Origin of the sequence: Pseudomonas sp. Irchel s3h9, assembly GCF_900187475.1 — a bacterium.
GTDB classification, from domain to species: Bacteria; Pseudomonadota; Gammaproteobacteria; order Pseudomonadales; family Pseudomonadaceae; genus Aquipseudomonas; species Aquipseudomonas neuropathica.
In genome coordinates this window covers 370,602-390,719 of the sequence record NZ_FYDH01000001.1, presented here as the reverse complement: position 1 = coordinate 390,719, position 20,118 = coordinate 370,602, and the positions used below count along the sequence as shown (strand labels likewise).

Sequence of the window (20,118 nt, the reverse complement as noted above, 5' to 3'; positions counted from 1 at the left end):
CTTAATGAACCTCGACCACAGAGCCCTGCAACTTCTGCAAGGCATCATTGACCGCGTCCGGCATCAGCTGGCGCAGGCAGTTGTAATGGCCGAAGCGGCAGGTGCGGTCGAAGCACGGGCTGCAATCGAGGCCCAGACGAACCACTTCGACATGCTCCGCCAGCGGCGGGGTGAAGCCCGGCGAAGTCGAGCCGTAGACGGCTACCAAGGGGCGGTTCAGCGCAGCGGCGACGTGCATCAGACCGGAGTCGTTGGAGACCACCGAGTCGGCGCAGGACATCAGGTCGATGGCCTCGGCCAACGAGGTACCGCCGCTGAGGTTGACCGATTCTTCACGCAGGCCAGGAATCAGTCGAGCGCGGATATCTTCACCGACCGCATGATCGTTCTTCGAACCGAACAGCCACACCTGCCAGCCTTCACGAATGCGCGCTTCGGCGACTTTGGCGTAGTGCTCGGACGGCCAGCGCTTGGACTCGCCAAACTCGGCGCCAGGGCACAGGGCCAACACCGGGCGGTCGAGGGTCAGGCCGAACTTGGCCAACGCTGCTTCGCGAGTGACCGGGTCGATTTGCAGGCTTGGGCGCGGATAAGGCTTCGGCAGCTCGGCGTTCGGCTCATAGGCCAAAGCCATGAACCGCTCGATCATCAACGGATAGCGTTGTTTGTCGAGGGTGCGCACATCGTTGAGCAGGCCGTAGCGGAATTCGCCGCGCCAGCCGGTGCGTTTCGGAATGCCGGCGAAAAACGGCACCAGCGCCGACTTCAGCGAGTTGGGCAGCAGGATCGCCTGATCGTACTGACCACGCAGGGATTTGCCGATGCGCCGACGCGTCGCCAATTCCAGCGCGCCGTGGCCGAGCGGGAAGCTCAAGGCCTTGCGCACTTCGGGCATGCGTTCAAGGATCGGCCGGCTCCACTCAGGGGCCAGGACGTCGATTTCGCATTGCGGGTGGCGCTGCTTGAGACACTGAAACAGTGTCTGCGCCATCACCATGTCACCGACCCAACTGGGCCCAACGATCAGAATATTCATGTGGTTTCCAAAAACGAACCGGGGAGGCATTTACGCCTCCCCGCCTCGAGAATCACTGAGGGAGCGGCACTGCTTGCGATGGGTCATTACCTTCAACATGACTGTCGACTGTCACTCCGCTATCGCGAGCAGGCTCGCTCCCACATGGTTTTGCCTCTGTTCACACATCTGCGACTCACCGCAGATCACTGTGGGAGCGAGCCTGCTCGCGAAGGGGCCAGCACATTCAACATCCATGCTGGCCGACCGACCGCCTTCGCGAGCAGGCTCGCTCCCACCTCTTGAATCTCATTGCCTTCATTGGCTTGTTTCAGCTTAGCCCCATCTCTTTCCATATCCGTAAAACCTGCCGGCGTTCGTCGGCAAACTGGTCACCCGGTATCACCCCGGCGTCCTTCTGCAACGCCTGCCGGTGAGCGGCGGAACGGTAGGCTTTATAGGCCTCGCGCAGCAAACTGGCATCTTCGGCAGGCATCAGCCCTTCGTGTTCCAGCTCTTCCAGAATGCGGATGTTATCGGTCCAGCGCAGCAATGGCGGGTGGCTTTGCGACCACGCCAGAGCCGCGTATTGCACCATAAATTCAATATCGACGATACCTCCGGCGTCCTGCTTGAGGTCGAAGGGCGCTGTGGCGTCGAAGGCATTTGCCGCCGTGCCGGCTGCGGTGCTCTTGGTGCCGAGGTTATCGCGCATCTTCGCGCGCATCTCACTGACTTCTTGTTGCAACTTGGCCAGATCGCGCGCCTTGCCCAAGACCTGCGCGCGGACTTTCTCGAACGCCTGACCGACATCCTGACTGCCGACCAGCACCCGCGCCCGCACCAACGCCTGATGCTCCCACGTCCAGGCTTCATTTTCTTGATAGCGCGCAAATGCCCCCAGCGAACTGACCAACAGCCCCGAAGCACCGGATGGCCGCAGACGCATGTCCACTTCATAGAGCTGACCGGAGTTGGTCTGCGCCGTCAGCAAGTGAATGATTCGCTGCCCCAATCGCGTGAAGAACTGCGCGCCATCAATCGACTTCGGCCCGTCGGTTTCCGCCTGCGGATCGCCGTCGTGGATAAACACCAGGTCCAGATCCGAACCATGCCCCAGTTCCAGGCCGCCGACTTTGCCATAACCAACAATGATGAAGCCGGGATCGCACAAGGTGCCGTCGGTGCGCAGCGGTGTGCCGTACTTGGCCACCGTCTGGCGCCAGGCCAGGGCCAGCACTTGCTCGAGAATCGCCTCGGCCAGCCAAGTCAGGTAATCGCTGACTTTCATCAGCGGCAGGCTGCCGGCGATTTCCGACGCCGCCACGCGCAAGCGGTGCGCCAATTTGAAATGGCGCAAGGCTTCCATTTGTTGTTCGAGGTCGTCTTCGGGAATCCGCGTCAGGCGCTCGCGCAGTTCAGCCGCCAGTTCCGGCGCCAAGGGCGGCTTGAACAGTCGGCCTTCGTTTAACAGTTCATCGAGCAGCAACGGGAAGCGCGTGATCTGCTCTGCGATCCACGGGCTCGCCGCGCACAGCGTCAGCAAGCGTCGCAGTGCACCGGGGTTTTCCGTCAGCAAGACCAGATAAGCCGAGCGCCGAGCGACCGCTTCGACCAGCGGCAACACCCGCTCAAGCACCAGATCCGGATTGGCGTGTTCCACAGCCTGTGCGAGCAGACGCGGAATAAAGGCATCCAGACGCTCACGCCCCAACCGCTGCATCGCGCGCAATTGCGGGCTGCTGCGCAATCCGGCCAACGCTTTCAGGGCTTTGCTCGCGTCAGCAAAACCGCCCTCTTCCAACTGCCGGCACGCGGCCTCCTCGTCCTGCGCCTCTTCCCACAGCGGCAGCCATTCACCGCCGACCACCACTTCGCTTTCGGCGCCCTCATCTTCATCGGGATCGGCAATCACCTGGGCGAAGTGCCAAGCGACGCGACCGCGCCAGAACATCAGTTTTTCATGGAAAGAATCCCAATCGGCAAAGCCGAGCATGAAGGCAATGCGCGCTTGATCCTGCGCGCCATCCGGCAGCATCTGGGTCTGGCGGTCGGCAATCGCCTGAATCGCGTGTTCGGTGTAACGCAGAAATTCGTAACCCTCGCGCAACTCGCTGATCACCGCCGGCGGTAGATAACCCTGCCCCTCCAGCGTGCTCAACACCTTTAATAGAGGACGCTGCTGCAAGCTCAAGTCGCGACCACCGTGGATCAACTGAAAGGCCTGAGCAATAAATTCGACCTCGCGGATACCGCCGGAGCCGAGCTTGATGTTGTCGGCCATGCCCTTGCGCCGCACTTCCTGCTGGATCAGTTGCTTCATGGTGCGCAGCGCTTCGATCGCCGAGAAGTCCAGGTAACGTCGGTAAACGAACGGCCGCAGCATGTCGAGCAACTGCGCGCCCGCGACCTGATCGCCGGCCACCACCCGCGCCTTGATCATCGCGTAGCGTTCCCAGTCGCGGCCCTGATCCTGGTAATACTGCTCCAGCGCATTGAAGCTCAGCACCAGCGCGCCGGACGAGCCGTACGGGCGCAGGCGCATGTCGACACGGAATACAAAACCGTCGACGGTCATCGGGTCCAGCGCCTTGATCAAGCGCTGGCCGAGACGAATAAAGAATTCCTGATTATCCAGCGAGCGCTTCACGCCCACCGTTTCGCCACCCTCGGGGTAGGCGAAAATCAGGTCGATATCCGAAGACAGGTTCAACTCGACCGCGCCGAGCTTGCCCATGCCGAGGATGACCATTGGCTGCGGCTCACCGCTGCGGCGGCCGGTCGGCGTACCGAATTGTTCGCAATGGCGGCTGTACAACCATTGATAAGCCTGGTCGATAGTCGCGTCGGCCATATCCGAGAGATCGCGGCAGGTCTGCACCAGATCGGCCTGACGGGTGAGATCGCGCCAGATGATCCGCACTTGATGGCGAGCGCGCTGGCGGCGCAAGGCGCGGCCGAGTTCATCTTCGGTTTGCGCGGCGTTCACTGCCGCAGCAATCTGCGCACACAATTCGCCCGGCGCGAAGGCCCGGTCGAGTTCGCCGGACTGCACCAGTGCAAGCAACATCAAAGGGTCACGAACGCTCTGTTCAATGACAAACTCGCTGGCGGCGGTGACGCGGGCGAACTGCGCCCAGCGCTCTGGCGTCCAGTTCGCCAGGCCGTGATCGTCTTCCAGCGCGGCGACGGCCGTACGGAACGACTGCTCGGATCGAGTGACCAACGACAGGAAAAGGGCAGGCAGTTCGGCAAGCACGGGCAGGGTCATGGTCTATCCTTGATCGGCGTGTAAATGGCCGCTTGTAGTGATTGGTGAAAAGCCGCTACCCGGAAGACTGTCGAACAAAAGTTAGAAATAGCTGAAATTTCTTTCTCGTTGGCAGCGAACATCAAAGTTTCACCTTTTTCGGATGGTAAAAGACCAACCTTAACGATTATTCTCACAACGCAGCCGGAGGCCACAAGCCATTCTTCTGTAGTTTTACTACTCGTCTATACATTCGAAAGGCTGAAATGCCGGAAGATTTGTAGTAAAACTACACGCCGCCGGAACAACCTATCGGCAATCCAAGAATTTTAAATCGTCTGCCCACAAGGCCAGTCGCAAACTCAGGCAACCGATTCTGGAAGCCTTTCCGCCCTGGAGCAAGCCATGCAAGACCTCGATCCCGTCGAAACCCAGGAATGGCTGGACGCCCTGGAATCGGTTCTCGACAAAGAAGGCGAAGACCGTGCTCACTATCTGATGACCCGTATGGGCGAACTCGCGACCCGCAGCGGCTCGCAGCTCCCTTACGCCATCACCACGCCTTACCGCAACACCATCCCGGTAACCCACGAAGCACGCATGCCTGGCGACCTGTTCATGGAACGCCGCATTCGCTCGCTGGTACGCTGGAACGCGATGGCCATGGTAATGCGTACGAACCTGAAAGATTCTGACCTGGGTGGTCACATCTCCAGCTTCGCTTCCAGTGCGACCCTGTATGACATCGGCTTCAACTACTTCTTCCAGGCCCCGACCGACGAACACGGTGGCGACCTGATCTACTTCCAGGGCCACACTTCGCCAGGCGTTTACGCCCGTGCGTTCATGGAAGGCCGCATCACCGAAGACCAGATGAACAACTTCCGCCAGGAAGTCGACGGTCAGGGCCTGTCGTCCTACCCGCACCCTTGGCTGATGCCTGACTTCTGGCAGTTCCCGACCGTATCGATGGGTCTGGGTCCAATTCAAGCGATCTACCAGGCACGCTTCATGAAGTACCTGGAACACCGCGGTTTCATCCAGCCGGGCAAACAGAAAGTCTGGTGCTTCCTGGGCGACGGCGAGTGCGACGAGCCGGAATCCCTGGGCGCGATCTCCCTGGCCGGCCGCGAGAAGCTGGACAACCTGATCTTCGTCATCAACTGCAACCTGCAGCGCCTCGACGGCCCGGTTCGCGGCAACGGCAAGATCATTCAGGAACTCGAAGGCGTGTTCCGCGGTGCTCAGTGGAACGTGACCAAAGTCATCTGGGGCCGTTTCTGGGACCCACTGCTGGCCAAAGACGTCGACGGCATCCTGCAACGTCGTATGGACGAAGTCATCGACGGCGAGTACCAGAACTACAAAGCCAAAGACGGCGCGTTCGTCCGTGAACACTTCTTCAACACGCCAGAACTCAAGGCGATGGTTGCTGATCTGTCCGACGACGAGATCTGGAAACTCAACCGTGGCGGCCATGACCCGTACAAGGTCTATGCGGCGTACCACGAAGCGGTCAACCACAAAGAACAACCAACCGTCATCCTCGCCAAGACCATCAAAGGTTATGGCACCGGTGCCGGCGAAGCGAAAAACACTGCGCACAACACCAAGAAAGTCGACGTCGACAGCCTGAAGTTGTTCCGCGATCGTTTCGACATCCCGGTCAAGGACGAAGAGCTGGAGAACCTGCCGTTCTTCAAACCAGAGCCAAACAGCGCCGAAGCCCGCTACCTCAGCGAGCGGCGCACTGCACTGGGCGGTTTCGTCCCTCAGCGCCGCGCACAAAGCTTCAGCGTGCCGACTCCGGACCTGGACACCCTCAAGGCCATCCTTGACGGCTCTGGCGACCGTGAAATTTCCACCACCATGGCTTTCGTGCGAATCCTCGCGCAACTGGTCAAGGACAAGGAAATCGGCCCGCGCATCGTCCCGATCATCCCGGACGAAGCCCGTACCTTCGGTATGGAAGGCATGTTCCGTCAGCTCGGCATCTACTCGTCCGTCGGCCAGCTCTACGAGCCAGTCGATAAAGACCAGGTGATGTTCTACAAGGAAGACCAGAAAGGTCAGATCCTTGAAGAAGGCATCAACGAAGCAGGCGCCATGAGTTCGTTCATCGCTGCCGGTACTTCGTACTCCAGCCACAACCAGCCGATGCTGCCGTTCTACATCTTCTACTCGATGTTCGGCTTCCAGCGTATTGGCGACCTGGCCTGGGCTGCCGGCGACAGCCGTACCCGTGGTTTCCTGATCGGCGGCACCGCCGGCCGTACCACCCTGAACGGTGAAGGCCTGCAACACGAAGACGGTCACAGCCACCTGCTGGCCGCGACCATCCCGAACTGCCGCACCTACGATCCGACCTACGGCTACGAGCTGGCGGTGATCATTCAGGACGGCATGAAGAAGATGACCGAAGAGCAACAGGACATCTTCTACTACATCACCGTGATGAACGAGTCGTACCAGCAGCCAGCCATGCCGGCCGGTGCCGAAGAAGGCATCAAGAAAGGCATGTACCTGCTCGAAGAAGACACCCGCGATGCGGCGCACCACGTCCAACTGATGGGCTCCGGCACCATCCTGCGTGAAGTCCGTGAAGCGGCGAAGATCCTGCGTGAAGAGTTCAACGTTGGCGCCGACGTATGGAGCGTTACCAGCTTCAACGAACTGCGTCGCGACGGCCTCGCTGTCGAGCGCAGCAACCGTCTGAAGCCTGGCCAGAAGCCTAAGCTGAGCTACGTCGAAGAGTGCCTGAACGGCCGTAAAGGTCCGGTCATAGCGTCTACCGACTACATGAAGCTGTTCGCCGAGCAGATCCGTCAGTGGGTACCGTCCAAGGAATTCAAAGTCCTGGGCACCGACGGTTTCGGCCGCAGCGACAGCCGCAAGAAACTGCGTCATTTCTTCGAAGTCGACCGTCATTTCGTGGTGTTGGCAGCCCTGGAAGCACTGGCTGACCGTGGTGATATCGAACCTAAAGTCGTGGCTGAAGCCATCGTCAAGTTCGGCATCGACCCGGAAAAACGCAACCCACTGGACTGCTGAGGAGACATTTTGTGAGCGAACTCATTCGCGTACCTGACATCGGCAGCGGTGAAGGTGAAGTAATTGAACTGTTTGTGAAGGTCGGCGACCGTATCGAAGCCGACCAGAGCATCCTGACCCTGGAATCGGACAAGGCCAGCATGGAAGTGCCGGCCCCGAAAGCCGGCGTCATCAAGAGCCTGAAAGTGAAGCTGGGCGACCGTCTGAAAGAAGGCGACGAACTTCTTGAGCTGGAAGTCGAGGGCGCCGCTGAAGCGGCCCCTGCTCCTGCCGCTGCGCCGGCTGCAAAAGCGGAGGCCAAACCGGCTGCCGCGCCTGCTGCCGCTGCACCAGCCGCTGCACCAGCCGCTGCCCCTGCTGCCGCTTCGGTTCAGCAAGTGCACGTGCCGGACATCGGCTCTTCGGGCAAGGCACAGATCATCGAGATCCAGGTCAAGGTCGGCGACACCGTCGAAGCTGATCAATCTTTGATCACTCTGGAATCCGACAAGGCGAGCATGGAAATCCCGTCGCCTGCCGCTGGCGTGGTTAAAGCCATCAGCGTCAAGCTCAACGACGAAGTCGGCACTGGCGACCTGATTCTGGATCTGGAAGTGGCGGGTGCTGCGGCCCCTGCGGCTGCCGCTCCGGCCCAGGCTGCTGCACCGGCCGCTGCCGCTGCGCCTGCTCCGGCAGCCGCGCCAGCAGCACCGGTGGCTGACAGCGTTCAGGACATCCACGTTCCGGACATCGGCTCGGCTGGCAAAGCCAAGATCATCGAAGTGTTGGTCAAGGCTGGCGACAGCGTTGAAGCCGACCAGTCGCTGATCACCCTGGAATCCGACAAAGCGAGCATGGAAATCCCATCGCCTGCCGCTGGCGTGGTGGAAAGCGTTTCCATCAAGCTAGATGACGAAGTCGGTACCGGCGACCTGATTCTGAAGCTGAAAGTCAAAGGCGCAGCGCCTGCTGCTGCCCCGGCTCCAGCTGCCGCCGCTGCTGCTCCGAGCGCTCCGGCACCTGCCGCTGCTGCTCCGGCTGCCGCTGCACCTGCTGCAGCTCCAGCCGCCGCACCGGCCAAGCCGGGTGCCAAAGTTCACGCTGGCCCTGCCGTGCGTCAACTGGCCCGTGAGTTCGGCGTTGAGCTGAACGCTGTCGGTGCCAGCGGCCCGCACGGTCGTATCTTGAAAGAAGACGTGCAGGTTTACGTCAAAGCGATGATGCAGAAGGCCAAGGAAGCACCGGCCGCTGCAGCGGGCGCAACCGGTGGCGCGGGCATCCCGCCGATTCCGGTCGTCGACTTCAGCCGTTTCGGCGAAATCGAAGAAGTGCCGATGACTCGCCTGATGCAGATCGGCGCGTCGAGCCTGCACCGCAGCTGGCTGAACATCCCGCACGTGACTCAGTTCGATTCGGCTGATATCACCGAGCTGGAAGCGTTCCGCGTGGCGCAGAAAGCCGTTGCAGAGAAGGCTGGCGTCAAGCTGACCATCCTGCCGCTGCTGCTCAAGTCGTGCGCGCACATGCTCAAGGAGCTGCCGGACTTCAACAGTTCGCTGGCGCCAAGCGGCAAAGCGATCATCCGCAAGAAATACGTGAACATCGGCTTCGCCGTCGACACCCCGGATGGCCTGCTGGTACCGGTGATCAAGAACGTCGACCAGAAGAGCCTGTTGCAACTGGCAGCCGAAGCCGCTGCGCTGGCCGCCAAAGCCCGCGACAAGAAGCTCACCGCTGACGACATGCAGGGCGCCTGCTTCACCATTTCCAGTCTTGGCCACATTGGCGGCACCGGCTTCACGCCGATCGTCAACGCGCCGGAAGTGGCGATCCTCGGTGTTTCCAAGGCAACCATCCAGCCAGTCTGGGACGGCAAAGCCTTCCAGCCGAAACTGATGCTGCCGCTGTCGTTGTCCTACGATCACCGTGTGATCAACGGCGCCGCTGCCGCACGCTTCACCCAGCGTCTGGGCAGCCTGCTGGCGGACATCCGCACGATCCTGCTGTAACTCGATCGGCCCTCCGGCAACGGAGGGCCGATTGCTGCACCCTTTCGAGCGCCACACGCTCGTACCTCAACCCCGTCAGTTTGGCGGGGCTTTTTTTTGCCTGAAGAAACACCTCCCTCGTCTTTTTCCCACACGTCGCGCTGACATCGGCCACAACTCCGGTCGACTTGGTACCGATCTTTTTTATTCGATACGCAACTAACCTAGGCGCAACCAATTCAACTAAGAAAACTTAGTGAAATCCTGTTAACTCAAGTTAATTCGAATGGATTCGACATGTTAAAACCAACTATCGGCCCAATTACCGGCCACGTTACAACTGTTCATGCGCGCATCTTCATGCGTGGCGATCGTCAGAACAACTCGCCGGTATTTGCCGGGATTCGTTATCGCGCTTCAAGCACACAACATTGGTCCAAAGGTAACTTTGCGCAACTGAGTGAATTACGCGAAATGTCACATGTGTTCGCCCTCAACAATTTGAGTGCCGACACCGAATATGAATATCAGACCGGCTGGTTCAGCCCGATGAATCCGGTACATACGCCAGACAGCGTTGCCGAGTTGCCGTTGCAATGGCCACGGGAAATCTATCGCCTGCGCACCCGCTCCAGCAAAGCCCTGCAACCCAGAGCCTACATCGTCGGCTCCTGCCGCTACTTGCGCATGACTGCTGGCATTGCCTCCCTGCCGCAACTGGGTGACCGGATCTTTGCATCCATCAATCAGCTCATCGAGGGCATACAACCCCCGATCAGCGCGGTATTGATGACCGGCGATCAAATTTATGTGGACGACTTGAACCTGGTCGCACCGGATCGCGAATACAAAGACATCCTCAACAAGTACCGCGCCGCGTTTTCCCAACCAAACATTCAACGGTTGATGTCTGGCACGTCGACTTACATGATTCTCGATGATCACGAAATCGAAGATAACTGGCCTGCCAATGCCAGCAAGTCCGACGGCGACTTGTACCGTAACGCAATGGCTGCCTATGAGTTGTATCAGGCCAGTCATAGCCCGGTACATCCGCTGACAACTAACGGTGAAATAGATCACTCGACACTTGAGCACTACTGGTATCAATTCAGCGACGGCGATATCGAATGGTTTGTCACCGATAGTCGCACCCGCCGCAACTTGTCAGCCGATGACCGACGCATCCTCGACGAGGCACAGGAACAGGCCCTGCTCAAATGGCTGAGCCACAGCACAGCGCGGGTCAAGTTCGTGGTCACCAGCGTGATGTTCTATCCCGATCGCAAACGCCACGGCGATGACGCCTGGAAAGCCTTTCCCGAGCAACGCCTGCGCCTGCTGGAAACCATCCGCACCCGGCGAATCAAGAATGTCGTGTTCATTTCCGGGGACGTGCATGGCTCGCTGGCGGCTCGTTTGACACACAGCGAAGACCCGGACTTCGAAATCCACACGGTGGTGTCCTCGCCGCTGTGCAACAGCAAACTGCTGCCATATGCCAAAGCGTCCACGTTCATCCTGGATCAGCCGCTGGTGCACACGGCGGCGGGCGATTATCGGCATGAACTGACCAGCACGGTGGTGAGTGAAGACAATTTCGCCCACTTGGTGGTCGAGGCTGATCAGATTATGGTCAATTACCATGATCGGGATGGAAAACGGCTGCAGTCGATCGCCATAAAGCTGCGCTAAGCCTTAAAGATCGCAGCCTTCGACAGCTGCTACAGAGGGCGCATTCCCCTGTAGACACTGCCCAAGGCTGCGATCTTTTACTCTTTTCAACGACGTGCTGGAGAAATGCCCGACGCAGCCGACATATTCTTATAGCACTTGGCCTTCATGTCTCTTGTCAGTCAGTGCCGCAATGATGCAACCTTGCCGCAGGCAACAGTAAAGAGGGCGAGAGCCCGGCGCGTTCAGCATATTTCCAAGCGAGTTCCCTTCATGAAGAGCCAACCCGATGCCGCCAGCCGTATGGCGGCCGAGGTAGTGACGCAGTTGCCTGTGCCCTCGCGGCTCGGCATGCTGCGTTTCGAGCGCTTGAATGAAGCCAGTTGGGCGATGCTGTTTCTCGATCCCAACTGTGAACGCCAGTTCGGTCAGCCAGCCGTCGAGCTTTGCGCGCTGGTCGGCTCACCCTACGCCAGCCTGATGGAACCCGAAGCGCGCTATCAACTGCACGACGCGATCCAGCAGCAACTGCGCGACAGCCCGCATTATCTGGTGCGCTATACCCTGCACACCGCCGCAGGCAAGCTGAACATCCTCGAATTGGGCGAAGCGTATAAACAGCACAATCGTCATCTGCTGCGCGGCTATCTATTGGCGGTCGATGATGTGTTCGACGAAGTGCCGCAGGTGCCCTGCGTCGACCTCGAAACCCAGAATTCACGCCTGCAAATCGCCCTTGAACTCAATCAACGCGCGCAGCAGGAACAACTGCAGCACCTGGAACGCGTGCGCGCCCAGCAGGACCTGATTCTGCTGCTCGCGCGCCAGCGCTACAGCACGCACAACTCGTTGCAGGAAGCCGCCGAGCTGATCACCCGCTGCGCCTGCGATATCTATGAAATCGACTGCGCCAGCTTGTGGAACCTCGAAGGCCAGCATCTGGTGCCGATCTCCGCGTACCACCGCGCGACCCAGGAATACATCCTTCCGGACGTGATCGACATCAGTAGCTTCCCGGATTACATGGACGCCCTGCATGGCAGTCGCGCCATCGATGCGCACAACGCGATGCGCGACCCGCGTACCCGGGAGATGGCCGAAGCCCTGCGCCCGCGCGACGTCAACGCCATGCTCGACGCCAGTATTCGCGTCGATGGGCAAGTGGTCGGCGTGCTGTGCCTGGAACAGACCGGCGTCACCCGCGCCTGGCAGTCCGATGAAATCGCCTTTGCCGGTGAGCTGGCTGACCAGTTCGCGCAAGTCATCAACAACCACAACCGCCGCACTGCCACCAGCGCCCTGCACCTGTTCCAGCGTGCAGTCGAGCAAAGCGCCAACGCGTTTTTGCTGGTCAATTGCGACGGCGTGGTCGAGTACGTCAACCCGAGTTTCACCGCGATCACCCAATACACCACCGAAGAAGTCCACGGCCAGCGTCTGTCCGAGCTGCCGGCGCTGGAAAACCTCAGTGAACTGTTGTTCGACGCGCCCTCGGCGCTGGCCAAGAGCAACAGTTGGCAGGGCGAATTCAAAAGCCGCCGCAAGAACCTCGAACCGTACTGGGGTCAGCTGTCGATCTCCAAAGTCTACGGTGACAACCGTGAGCTGACGCATTACATCGGCATCTACGAAGACATCACCCAGACCAAACTCGCACAGCAGCGCATTGAGCGACTGGCGTACACCGACAACCTGACCAACCTCGGCAACCGCCCGGCGTTTATCCGCAATCTGGACGAACGCTTCGCCCGCGACAGCGACACGCCGATCAGCCTGTTGCTGGTCGACATCGACAACTTCAAGCGGATCAACGACAGTCTCGGCCACCAGACCGGCGACAAGCTGCTGATCAGTCTGGCCCGGCGTCTGCGCAACAGCCTGAGTCCAAGTGGCAGCCTTGCGCGGTTCGCCAGTAACGAATTTGCCGTGCTGCTCGACGACACCGACCTGGCGACCGGTCAGCAGATCGCCAACCAATTGCTGGCGACCCTCGACAAGCCGATGTTCGTCGACAACCAGTTGATCAGCGTCACCGGTTCGGTCGGCCTGGCCTGTGCACCGCTACACGGTCGCGATCCGCAAACGCTGATGCGTAACGCCGGCCTGGCGCTGCACAAAGCCAAGGCCAACGGTAAACATCAGGTGCAAGTCTTCACCGAAGCACTGAACGCCGAGGCCAGCTACAAACTGTTCGTCGAAAACAACCTGCGCCGCGCCCTGACCCAGAACGAGCTGGACGTGTTCTACCAGCCCAAGCTGTGCCTGCGCAGCGGTCGTCTGCTGGGCATGGAAGCGCTGCTGCGCTGGAACCACCCGGAACGCGGCATGATTCGCCCGGACCAGTTCATCAGCGTCGCCGAAGAAACCGGCCTGATCATTCCGATCGGCAAGTGGATCGCCCGTCAGGCCTGCCGCATGAGCAAAGCGCTGACCGCAGCAGGGATGGGCAATCTGCAAGTGGCGATCAACTTGTCGCCGAAACAGTTCTCCGACCCGGATCTGGTGGCCTCCATCGCCAACATCCTCAAGGAAGAAGCGCTGCCGGCCAATCTGCTCGAGCTGGAGCTGACCGAAGGCCTGCTGCTGGAAGCCACCGAAGACACGCACTTGCAGCTCGACCAGCTCAAGCGCCTTGGGTTGACGCTAGCCATGGACGACTTCGGCACCGGGTATTCATCGCTGAGTTATTTGAAGAAATTCCCGATCGACATCATCAAGATTGATCGCAGCTTCATCCACGAAATTCCCGACAACCAGGACGACATGGAAATCACCTCGGCGGTGATCGCCATGGCGCACAACCTGAAACTCAAGGTTGTGGCCGAAGGCATCGAAACCGCCGAACAACTGGCGTTCCTGCGCCGCCACCGTTGCGATGTCGGACAGGGTTACCTGTTCGACCGGCCGATTCCGGGCGCAGAACTCATCCAAGCGCTGAAACGCTACCCGCGCGGCCCGCTCTGCCTCTGACCTCGCCGCTCCTACATTGGATAGTGCGAAGTCGGGCATCATTCGGCACACTGGCGGTCTGACTTTTCACATCCAACCTGACTGAGAGGAACGATCATGGTTCTGCGCTCGGAAATTCTGGTGAACAAGAACGTGCTCCCGACTAAAGAACAAGCTCTGCCCGGCCGCGAAACCGCGATGACCCTGCCTGAAAAGCACTTCGTGTTTGAAGAAACCCCGCTGCTTGGCCCGTTTTTCCAGGACGTCGACTTTGCGATCTTCGGTCTGGGCTGCTTCTGGGGCGCCGAACGCCGCTTCTGGCAGCGCGAAGGCGTGGTCAGCACCGTGGTGGGTTATGCCGGCGGTTTCACGCCGAACCCGACTTACGAAGAAGTCTGCTCGGGCCTGACCGGCCACGCCGAAGTCGTGCTGGTGGTGTATGACAAGGCCAAAGTCAGCTACGAAGAGCTGCTGGCGATGTTCTGGGAACTGCACAACCCGACGCAGGGCATGCGTCAGGGCAACGACATCGGTACGCAGTACCGCTCGGTGATCTACGCAACCTCGCCTGAGCATCTGGACGCGGCGCTGAAAAGCAAAGCTGTGTATCAGGCGGAACTGTCGAAGGCGGGTCTGGGGGAAATCAGCACCGAGATCGAACAGGCGCCGACCGTGTACTTCGCCGAGGCGTATCACCAGCAGTATCTGGCGAAAAATCCTGAAGGGTATTGCGGGATCGGCGGCACCGGCGTGTGCATGCCAGCGAGCCTGGCGGGTAACTGACCCTTAAAAGCAAAAGATCGCAGCCTTCGGCAGCTCCTACAGGAGATCAGTGATCGTCCGCACATTGGTGGACGACACCGAACCGTGTAGGAGCTGCCGCAGGCTGCGATCTTTTGATCTTGCCGTTGATCAGCTCTCGGCAATCAACCAATCCATCTGCCACCCACCCTGAGTCTGCCCCAGCTTCTTCGACAACCACGGCAGCAGCTCACGCAATTCCTCCTCCAGCCCCCACGGCGGATTGGCAATCGCCATGCCCGAACCGTTCAGGCTGTTCGGCGTATCCAGCGGATGCACCAGCAATTCCACGCGCAACAACTTCGGCGCACCGGTGCCGGCCAGATCCTGATAGAAGCGCCGCAACGCACGCTGATCCTTCACCGGATACCAGATCGCCGCTACGGTTTGGCGCATACGGCCAATCGCCTCTTTCAACGACGCCGCACAACGCTGCATCTCGTCGAGCTGCTCGAACGGCGGATCAATCAACATCACCGCACGCTTTTCCTGCACCGGCAGCATCGCTCGTGCAACGTGCCAGCCCTCGCCGAGATGAACTTTTACACGGCGATCACCGGCCATGTTGTCCTTGAGCAACACGCCGTCTTCGGGGTGTTTCTCGTTGAGCATCACCCGATCCTGCGGGCGGGTCAGGCGCCGCGCCAGCTCCGGCGAACCCGGGTAATAGCGCAACTGACCATCCGGGTTCATCTCGTGCAGCACCTTCATGTAGTCGGCGGTCAGCGCCGGCAGATCCGGTTGCTCCCACAAGCGCGCGATGCCTTCCAGGTACTCACCGGTACGGTTGGCCTGATCGCCCTGCAAGTCATACAGACCGATGCCGGCGTGCGTGTCGAGATAGGCAAACGGCTGCTCCTTGCGCGACATCAGGGCGATGAGGCGGGTCAAGGTCAGGTGTTTGAACACATCGGCGTGATTGCCGGCATGGAAGGCGTGACGATAATTCATGGCTGCTCCTGCGAAGGGCGCAAAGTTTACCTTTTACCGGGCGGCAAGTCAGGGGTTCGCAGCCGAGTGGACAAAAGCCTGTCCATCACCCTAGCCCTCTCCCGGAGGGAGAGAGGACTGACGGTGGTGATCTTGCGGCTTATGTCGACCTGAAAGATCAGCGCGAACTCAAGCCTGGCGAAGCAAAGTGCGCCGCTGAAGTCGCAGGTCGGCGTACCTCACCCAGACAACTCGATCAGTCCCCAGAAACAACGCATAGCGAGGCCTGGCCAAGCCAAGTTCACCACTGAAGTCGCAGGTCGGCGCACATCACCCAGACAACTCGGTCAGTCCCCTCTCCCTCTGGGAGAGGGCTAGGGTGAGGGGCTTTGCTTTTATGGCGTTAAACTCGCTAGCCATGAACGACAGGAAGTCAAAAACTCATGCGATATCTGATCATCTGCTTATTCAGTCTGCTTAGCCCATACCTCGCCCTTGCCGACGAAACCCGGATTGAACAGGCACGCCAGTCACTAAAAAACTACGGTCTGAGCCACTGCATTCTGAAGCCATTCAACGAGCGCTCCGCGCTGGAAAAAGACATTGCACTGTCCGCCAGTGCCTATTCGTTCATGGGCAAAGGCATGCATTCCATCCTGCAAAATGAAGACACGCTGCAAGTGCTACACGATCCCTACAAAGAAACCCGAAACTACGTGTTGGCGGCTTACGAGCAGACACCTTCAAACAGCAAATACTCGAATGAAAAAGTAGTGTTTTTTGGGTGCATGAAGGTCTACAACTCCGATGCGTTCAACAGCTTTATCAACTCTCAGGATGCGTACATCCCTGACTGACTAACTGATTTCCTTTAACGTCAAAAGATCGCAGCCTTCGGCAGCTCCTACAGGGCGAACGCCAGTCCCGTGTAGGAGCTGCCGAAGGCTGCGATCCTTTGATCTTTTTCAGGCAGGCATGCTGCGCAGGCGCCTGCCGATGACGTCGAGTACATCACAGCCGTCGCGCAACGGAATCACGCAGAGCTGGGCGAAGTCGCTGAGGATGACGGAGTCGCATTCGACCGAGCCGCGCATGCACATGTTTTCCAGCACCTGGATCACGGCGCGCAGGCGATGGTTGGCGGCGTCCATGAGGATGTCGAGAGGCACGTGGGTGTCGATGAACAGGGTCGGCATGTCGCTGCAATTGCCGGTCAGGGCCATGAAGCGGTTGTCGGGATGGGGGATGATTTTTTCGTAGGGTGGATCGGGTTTAAGCATAGTCATATCAGTTGTACCTCAATAGGTTTAGAGAGGCTGCCAAGTGACCTTCCTACGGGTATAGGTGGCAGCCGTACGCGAGAGTAGGAAACTGAGAAACCCACCAAACTCAGTCACGCCGAAGCGTTCCCGCGCACAGCTGCCGCAAACGATGCTACGGACACGTATTAAGTGCCGCAATCAAACGACAGCGCTGGTGCGCGGTGAATTTCACAGGGGTCCTACGCCCTGTCACCGCTCTCGCAGTGACAACGAAAAGACTATCCCTGCAACCCACCGCCCACCAGTTCATGAAAACCGCCGCAACTCGAAGGAATCGTCCGAGTCCTTCGCCCCGAAAACTCACTCTGACTCTGCCAGCAAAAACGCCAGCAACGCCGATTGCGACGAATCTTCCGACATTGAAACCTGAAAAAACCGCCTCACCTTGCAACGCAAAACCGCCTCGGGAAAGGCCTCGAAAAGAACCGGATATTCTTCGCTCAACCACTGCAACGCATTAGCCGTTCGAACGTCATTACCCTGCTGCGCCAGCACCGATTCCGGCACCTGCCACCAAGGAAATATCTGCCCCGAAACCTGCGCCCTGCCACCAATTTCCAGCGCCTGACCATTGATCAAACAACGCCCGATCAGCGGAAACAGTTGCGCCGCATCCACCTCATCGGCCTGAAGAATCGGCAACAGAAACCGCCCGTCCCAGAAACGAAAAAACACCGTTTTGCCGCCCGGCATCAGCACTTGGGTGAGGCTGCGAAAATGCGCCACCACCTCTTCAAGACTCGCCGAAGACACCGCCAGCCAACCCCAATCCAGCGACTCGGTAGTGGCGACCCAATGCAGAAACTTACTGTCGGCGGCGAAAACTCCCACGTGAGGCATCACCGCATCCCACTCGGCATAGATCGTCTCGGCCCAGATCGCACTGGCCGCTTCTGGCCAAGCCTCAAGCGGCTTTGCCTCGCTGGCATTGCTGAACACCGCGAATAATTGCTCGGACGCTTTCAACGGCTCCCGCGCCAACCAATCGGCAGGCAATAGAAAATCAGGCTGCACAGAGACCGTCCTTGCAACGTTCACACTCTTCGCAGAATGGCGCGTCCCCCTTGAAGCTCATGATTTGTGCAGCAGTCAGCATGGCAGCCGGCGCGGCGGCGAGTTTCTCCGGCAATCCCGGTACAACCGGCGCGGCACTCATCGCCGCCATCGGCGCACCACCCACTACAATCGGCACGCTGCTGAAAATGCCGCCGGGGCCGATGTTGATCCACTGCCCACCGGCCTGAATCGTCGCACTCGCGCCACCGTCGATCACCACTTGCTGACCGGCGCTGACGTGGAATTGCCCACTGGCGCTGATCGCCTGATTACTCACGCGAACATGACGGTCGCCGGTCACGCTCAGATGATCGTCCTGCTTCACTTCGGTTTGGCGCTGGCCGTGGGTGATGCGCTGCTCATCAGCCTTCAATTCATGCCGCGCGGTGCCGGTGACGACGATGCTGCGCTGGTTATCAACCTGCACCTGTTGATCGTTCAACACATGCTGCGTCCAGTTACGCTGGGCGCGCAGATAGATTTCCTCAGCGCCTTTCTTATCCTCGATGCGCAGTTCGTTGTAGCCGCCACCGCCGGGGCTGCTCTGACTACGAAAAATGCTACGGGTCTTGTCCGCCGGAAGATCCAGCGGGATCGGCGTCGCGGCGTTGGGCAGGCAGCCCACGACCAAAGGTTTGTCGGCGTCGGCATCGATGAAACCGACCAGCACTTCCATGCCGACTCGCGGAATCAGCACGCTGCCGTAACGGTCGTGCGCCCAGTTAGTAGCAACGCGTAGCCAGCAACTGGAATGCTCGTTCAATTCGCCGTCGCGATCCCAGGCCAGTTGCACCTTGACCCGGCCGTACTCGTCGCAGTGGATTTCCGTGTCTTTCGGCCCGGTCACAACCGCCGCTTGATAGCCGAGCATGCGTGGTTTTTCCGGCCCCAGCGCCGGGCGGAAGAACACGTCCCACGGCGTGGCTAGAAAGCTATTACGGTAACCCTGAAATCCCTCGCCATCGCTGGTCACCGATTCCTCCAGCACCTGCGGCTGGCGGCCATGATGCTCGATGGCGGTCAGCAACCAGAGGTCATTCCAGTCGTGGCGCGGATGCTCGGTCAGTTGCAGGAAATGCCCGCAAACCAGTGCGGATTCGTCGCTGACGCCCTCAGCCTGACGGTAATCGGCGACATGTCGCTCAAGTGCCCGCTGGGTCAGGTGCTTGCCGGTTTCCCGATCATTGAATTGGCCGGGGAAGTGATAGTCCTCCAGCACCGGGCGCTGCTCGCCGTCGACACGGCTTTGCAACTGCAGCCGCGGCTTTTCGAAGTTGTAGTCGCGCCGGGTGACCACGCTGGTACGGGTTTCGACGCGAACGTTAAAGCGCTGAATCGCCCGCGCGCCAGCGGACATGCCACTGCCCGGCAGATAAACCGTTGGCTCGGCGAGACGCGGGAACACAGTCTGGTCATCGCCAAAAACCAACAGGTGACCTTGGGGACTGTGTTGAAAATGGTAATGAATGCCGACTTCGGCACACAGGCGCTGGATAAAGGCCAGGTCACTCTCGGCGTACTGCACGCAATACTCACGCACCGGGTAATCGCTGCCGAGGCGAAATTCAAAAGCATCACGCAGGATCGAATGATCCTTGAGCACTCGCGCGACAATTTGCGGCACCGTCAGATGCTGGAAGATCCGCTGATTGATCCGCTGGCCGAGGTAGGTCAGACGCGGGACGAGGCTGATGTGATAACGCGTCAGACGTTTCCCGGAATCGCCCTGCCCGACCTGATAAATCTGACCGTGAATACCGGAACCCTGAGCATCCAGGCTCAGAAACGCCTGACAGTGCAGCAGGCTTTCGAGGTCCAGGTCCGGCCGTTCACTGACCAGTTCCAGCTCGAAGCGAAAGGGTTGGCTGATGGCTTCCTTGCCCGTGAACTCAAGGACCTTGAGGTCATGTTGGGCGCCTTCGAGTGTCAACGTGAAACGCGGTTGATTGGCAGGCGCGAACATCCGATGTCTCTCTGCAGAATGAAGGGCGGGCGATTCTGCATGAGGGGCAAGGGGTGATGAATGGGTGACGGGAAAATCAGATTTTCCCTACTTTCATTGACGAAAAACCCTGCAAAAAGCGACGCCTTCAACTACAGACA

12 protein-coding genes are annotated in these 20,118 nt (G+C 59.4%); 6 read left to right on the top strand and 6 right to left on the bottom strand.

The features are described 5' to 3' along the window. Position 1 precedes the first annotated feature (1 nt). Both waaF and glnE read right to left on the bottom strand, forming a co-directional pair. The gene (gene waaF, locus CKW26_RS01685) at positions 2 to 1,036 is read right to left on the bottom strand and encodes a lipopolysaccharide heptosyltransferase II (RefSeq protein WP_095047254.1); all 1,035 of its coding nucleotides are present in this window, start codon (positions 1,034 to 1,036) and stop codon (positions 2 to 4) included. Between the two features lie 310 nt (positions 1,037 to 1,346). After that, positions 1,347 to 4,286, bottom strand: coding sequence for a bifunctional [glutamate--ammonia ligase]-adenylyl-L-tyrosine phosphorylase/[glutamate--ammonia-ligase] adenylyltransferase (glnE, locus tag CKW26_RS01680; RefSeq protein ID WP_095047253.1), 2,940 nt, complete (start codon positions 4,284 to 4,286; stop codon positions 1,347 to 1,349). 384 nt (positions 4,287 to 4,670) lie between these two features. Between glnE and aceE the strand changes: the two genes are divergently transcribed. From aceE to msrA, 5 genes are all read left to right on the top strand, one after another. Continuing rightward, positions 4,671 to 7,316: a pyruvate dehydrogenase (acetyl-transferring), homodimeric type gene (aceE, locus tag CKW26_RS01675; RefSeq protein ID WP_007915682.1), complete on the top strand. Its 2,646-nt coding sequence runs from the start codon at positions 4,671 to 4,673 to the stop codon at positions 7,314 to 7,316. An 11-nt stretch (positions 7,317 to 7,327) separates the two neighbouring features. Further along, positions 7,328 to 9,304 (top strand): dihydrolipoyllysine-residue acetyltransferase, encoded by a 1,977-nt coding sequence (gene aceF, locus CKW26_RS01670; RefSeq protein WP_095047252.1) that lies wholly within the window; start codon positions 7,328 to 7,330, stop codon positions 9,302 to 9,304. A 276-nt stretch (positions 9,305 to 9,580) separates the two neighbouring features. Next, a complete protein-coding gene (locus tag CKW26_RS01665; RefSeq protein WP_095047251.1) occupies positions 9,581 to 10,978 on the top strand; it encodes an alkaline phosphatase D family protein in 1,398 nt (465 codons plus the stop codon). Positions 10,979 to 11,230: 252 nt separating this feature from the next. Further along, positions 11,231 to 13,927, top strand: coding sequence for a bifunctional diguanylate cyclase/phosphodiesterase (locus CKW26_RS01660; protein WP_093430121.1), 2,697 nt, complete (start codon positions 11,231 to 11,233; stop codon positions 13,925 to 13,927). Between the two features lie 96 nt (positions 13,928 to 14,023). Next, positions 14,024 to 14,689 carry a peptide-methionine (S)-S-oxide reductase MsrA gene (gene msrA, locus CKW26_RS01655; RefSeq protein ID WP_095047250.1) on the top strand — a complete coding sequence of 222 codons (666 nt, stop codon included), beginning with the start codon at positions 14,024 to 14,026 and terminating at the stop codon, positions 14,687 to 14,689. A gap of 129 nt (positions 14,690 to 14,818) precedes the next feature. Here the strand turns inward: msrA and CKW26_RS01650 are convergent, their stop codons facing one another. After that, positions 14,819 to 15,658 (bottom strand): 23S rRNA (adenine(2030)-N(6))-methyltransferase RlmJ, encoded by an 840-nt coding sequence (locus tag CKW26_RS01650; protein WP_064117137.1) that lies wholly within the window; start codon positions 15,656 to 15,658, stop codon positions 14,819 to 14,821. Between the two features lie 422 nt (positions 15,659 to 16,080). Here CKW26_RS01650 and CKW26_RS01645 point away from each other — a divergent pair, with 422 nt between their 5' ends. Next, positions 16,081 to 16,494, top strand: a complete 414-nt coding sequence (locus tag CKW26_RS01645) for a hypothetical protein (RefSeq protein ID WP_095047249.1) — start codon at positions 16,081 to 16,083, stop codon at positions 16,492 to 16,494. A 108-nt stretch (positions 16,495 to 16,602) separates the two neighbouring features. On the opposite strand, the gene CKW26_RS01640 is transcribed toward CKW26_RS01645, so the two are convergent. From CKW26_RS01640 to CKW26_RS01630, 3 genes are all read right to left on the bottom strand, one after another. After that, positions 16,603 to 16,923: a hypothetical protein gene (locus tag CKW26_RS01640; protein ID WP_095047248.1), complete on the bottom strand. Its 321-nt coding sequence runs from the start codon at positions 16,921 to 16,923 to the stop codon at positions 16,603 to 16,605. Positions 16,924 to 17,259: 336 nt separating this feature from the next. Next, entirely contained in the window at positions 17,260 to 17,973 is a 714-nt protein-coding gene (locus tag CKW26_RS01635) for a DUF4123 domain-containing protein (protein ID WP_095047247.1), read from the bottom strand. Continuing rightward, complete coding sequence (locus CKW26_RS01630; protein ID WP_095047246.1) at positions 17,963 to 19,978, bottom strand: type VI secretion system tip protein VgrG; 2,016 nt, start codon at positions 19,976 to 19,978, stop codon at positions 17,963 to 17,965. The genes CKW26_RS01635 and CKW26_RS01630 overlap by 11 nt, the downstream gene beginning before the upstream one ends. Between the last annotated feature and the right edge of the window lie 140 nt (positions 19,979 to 20,118).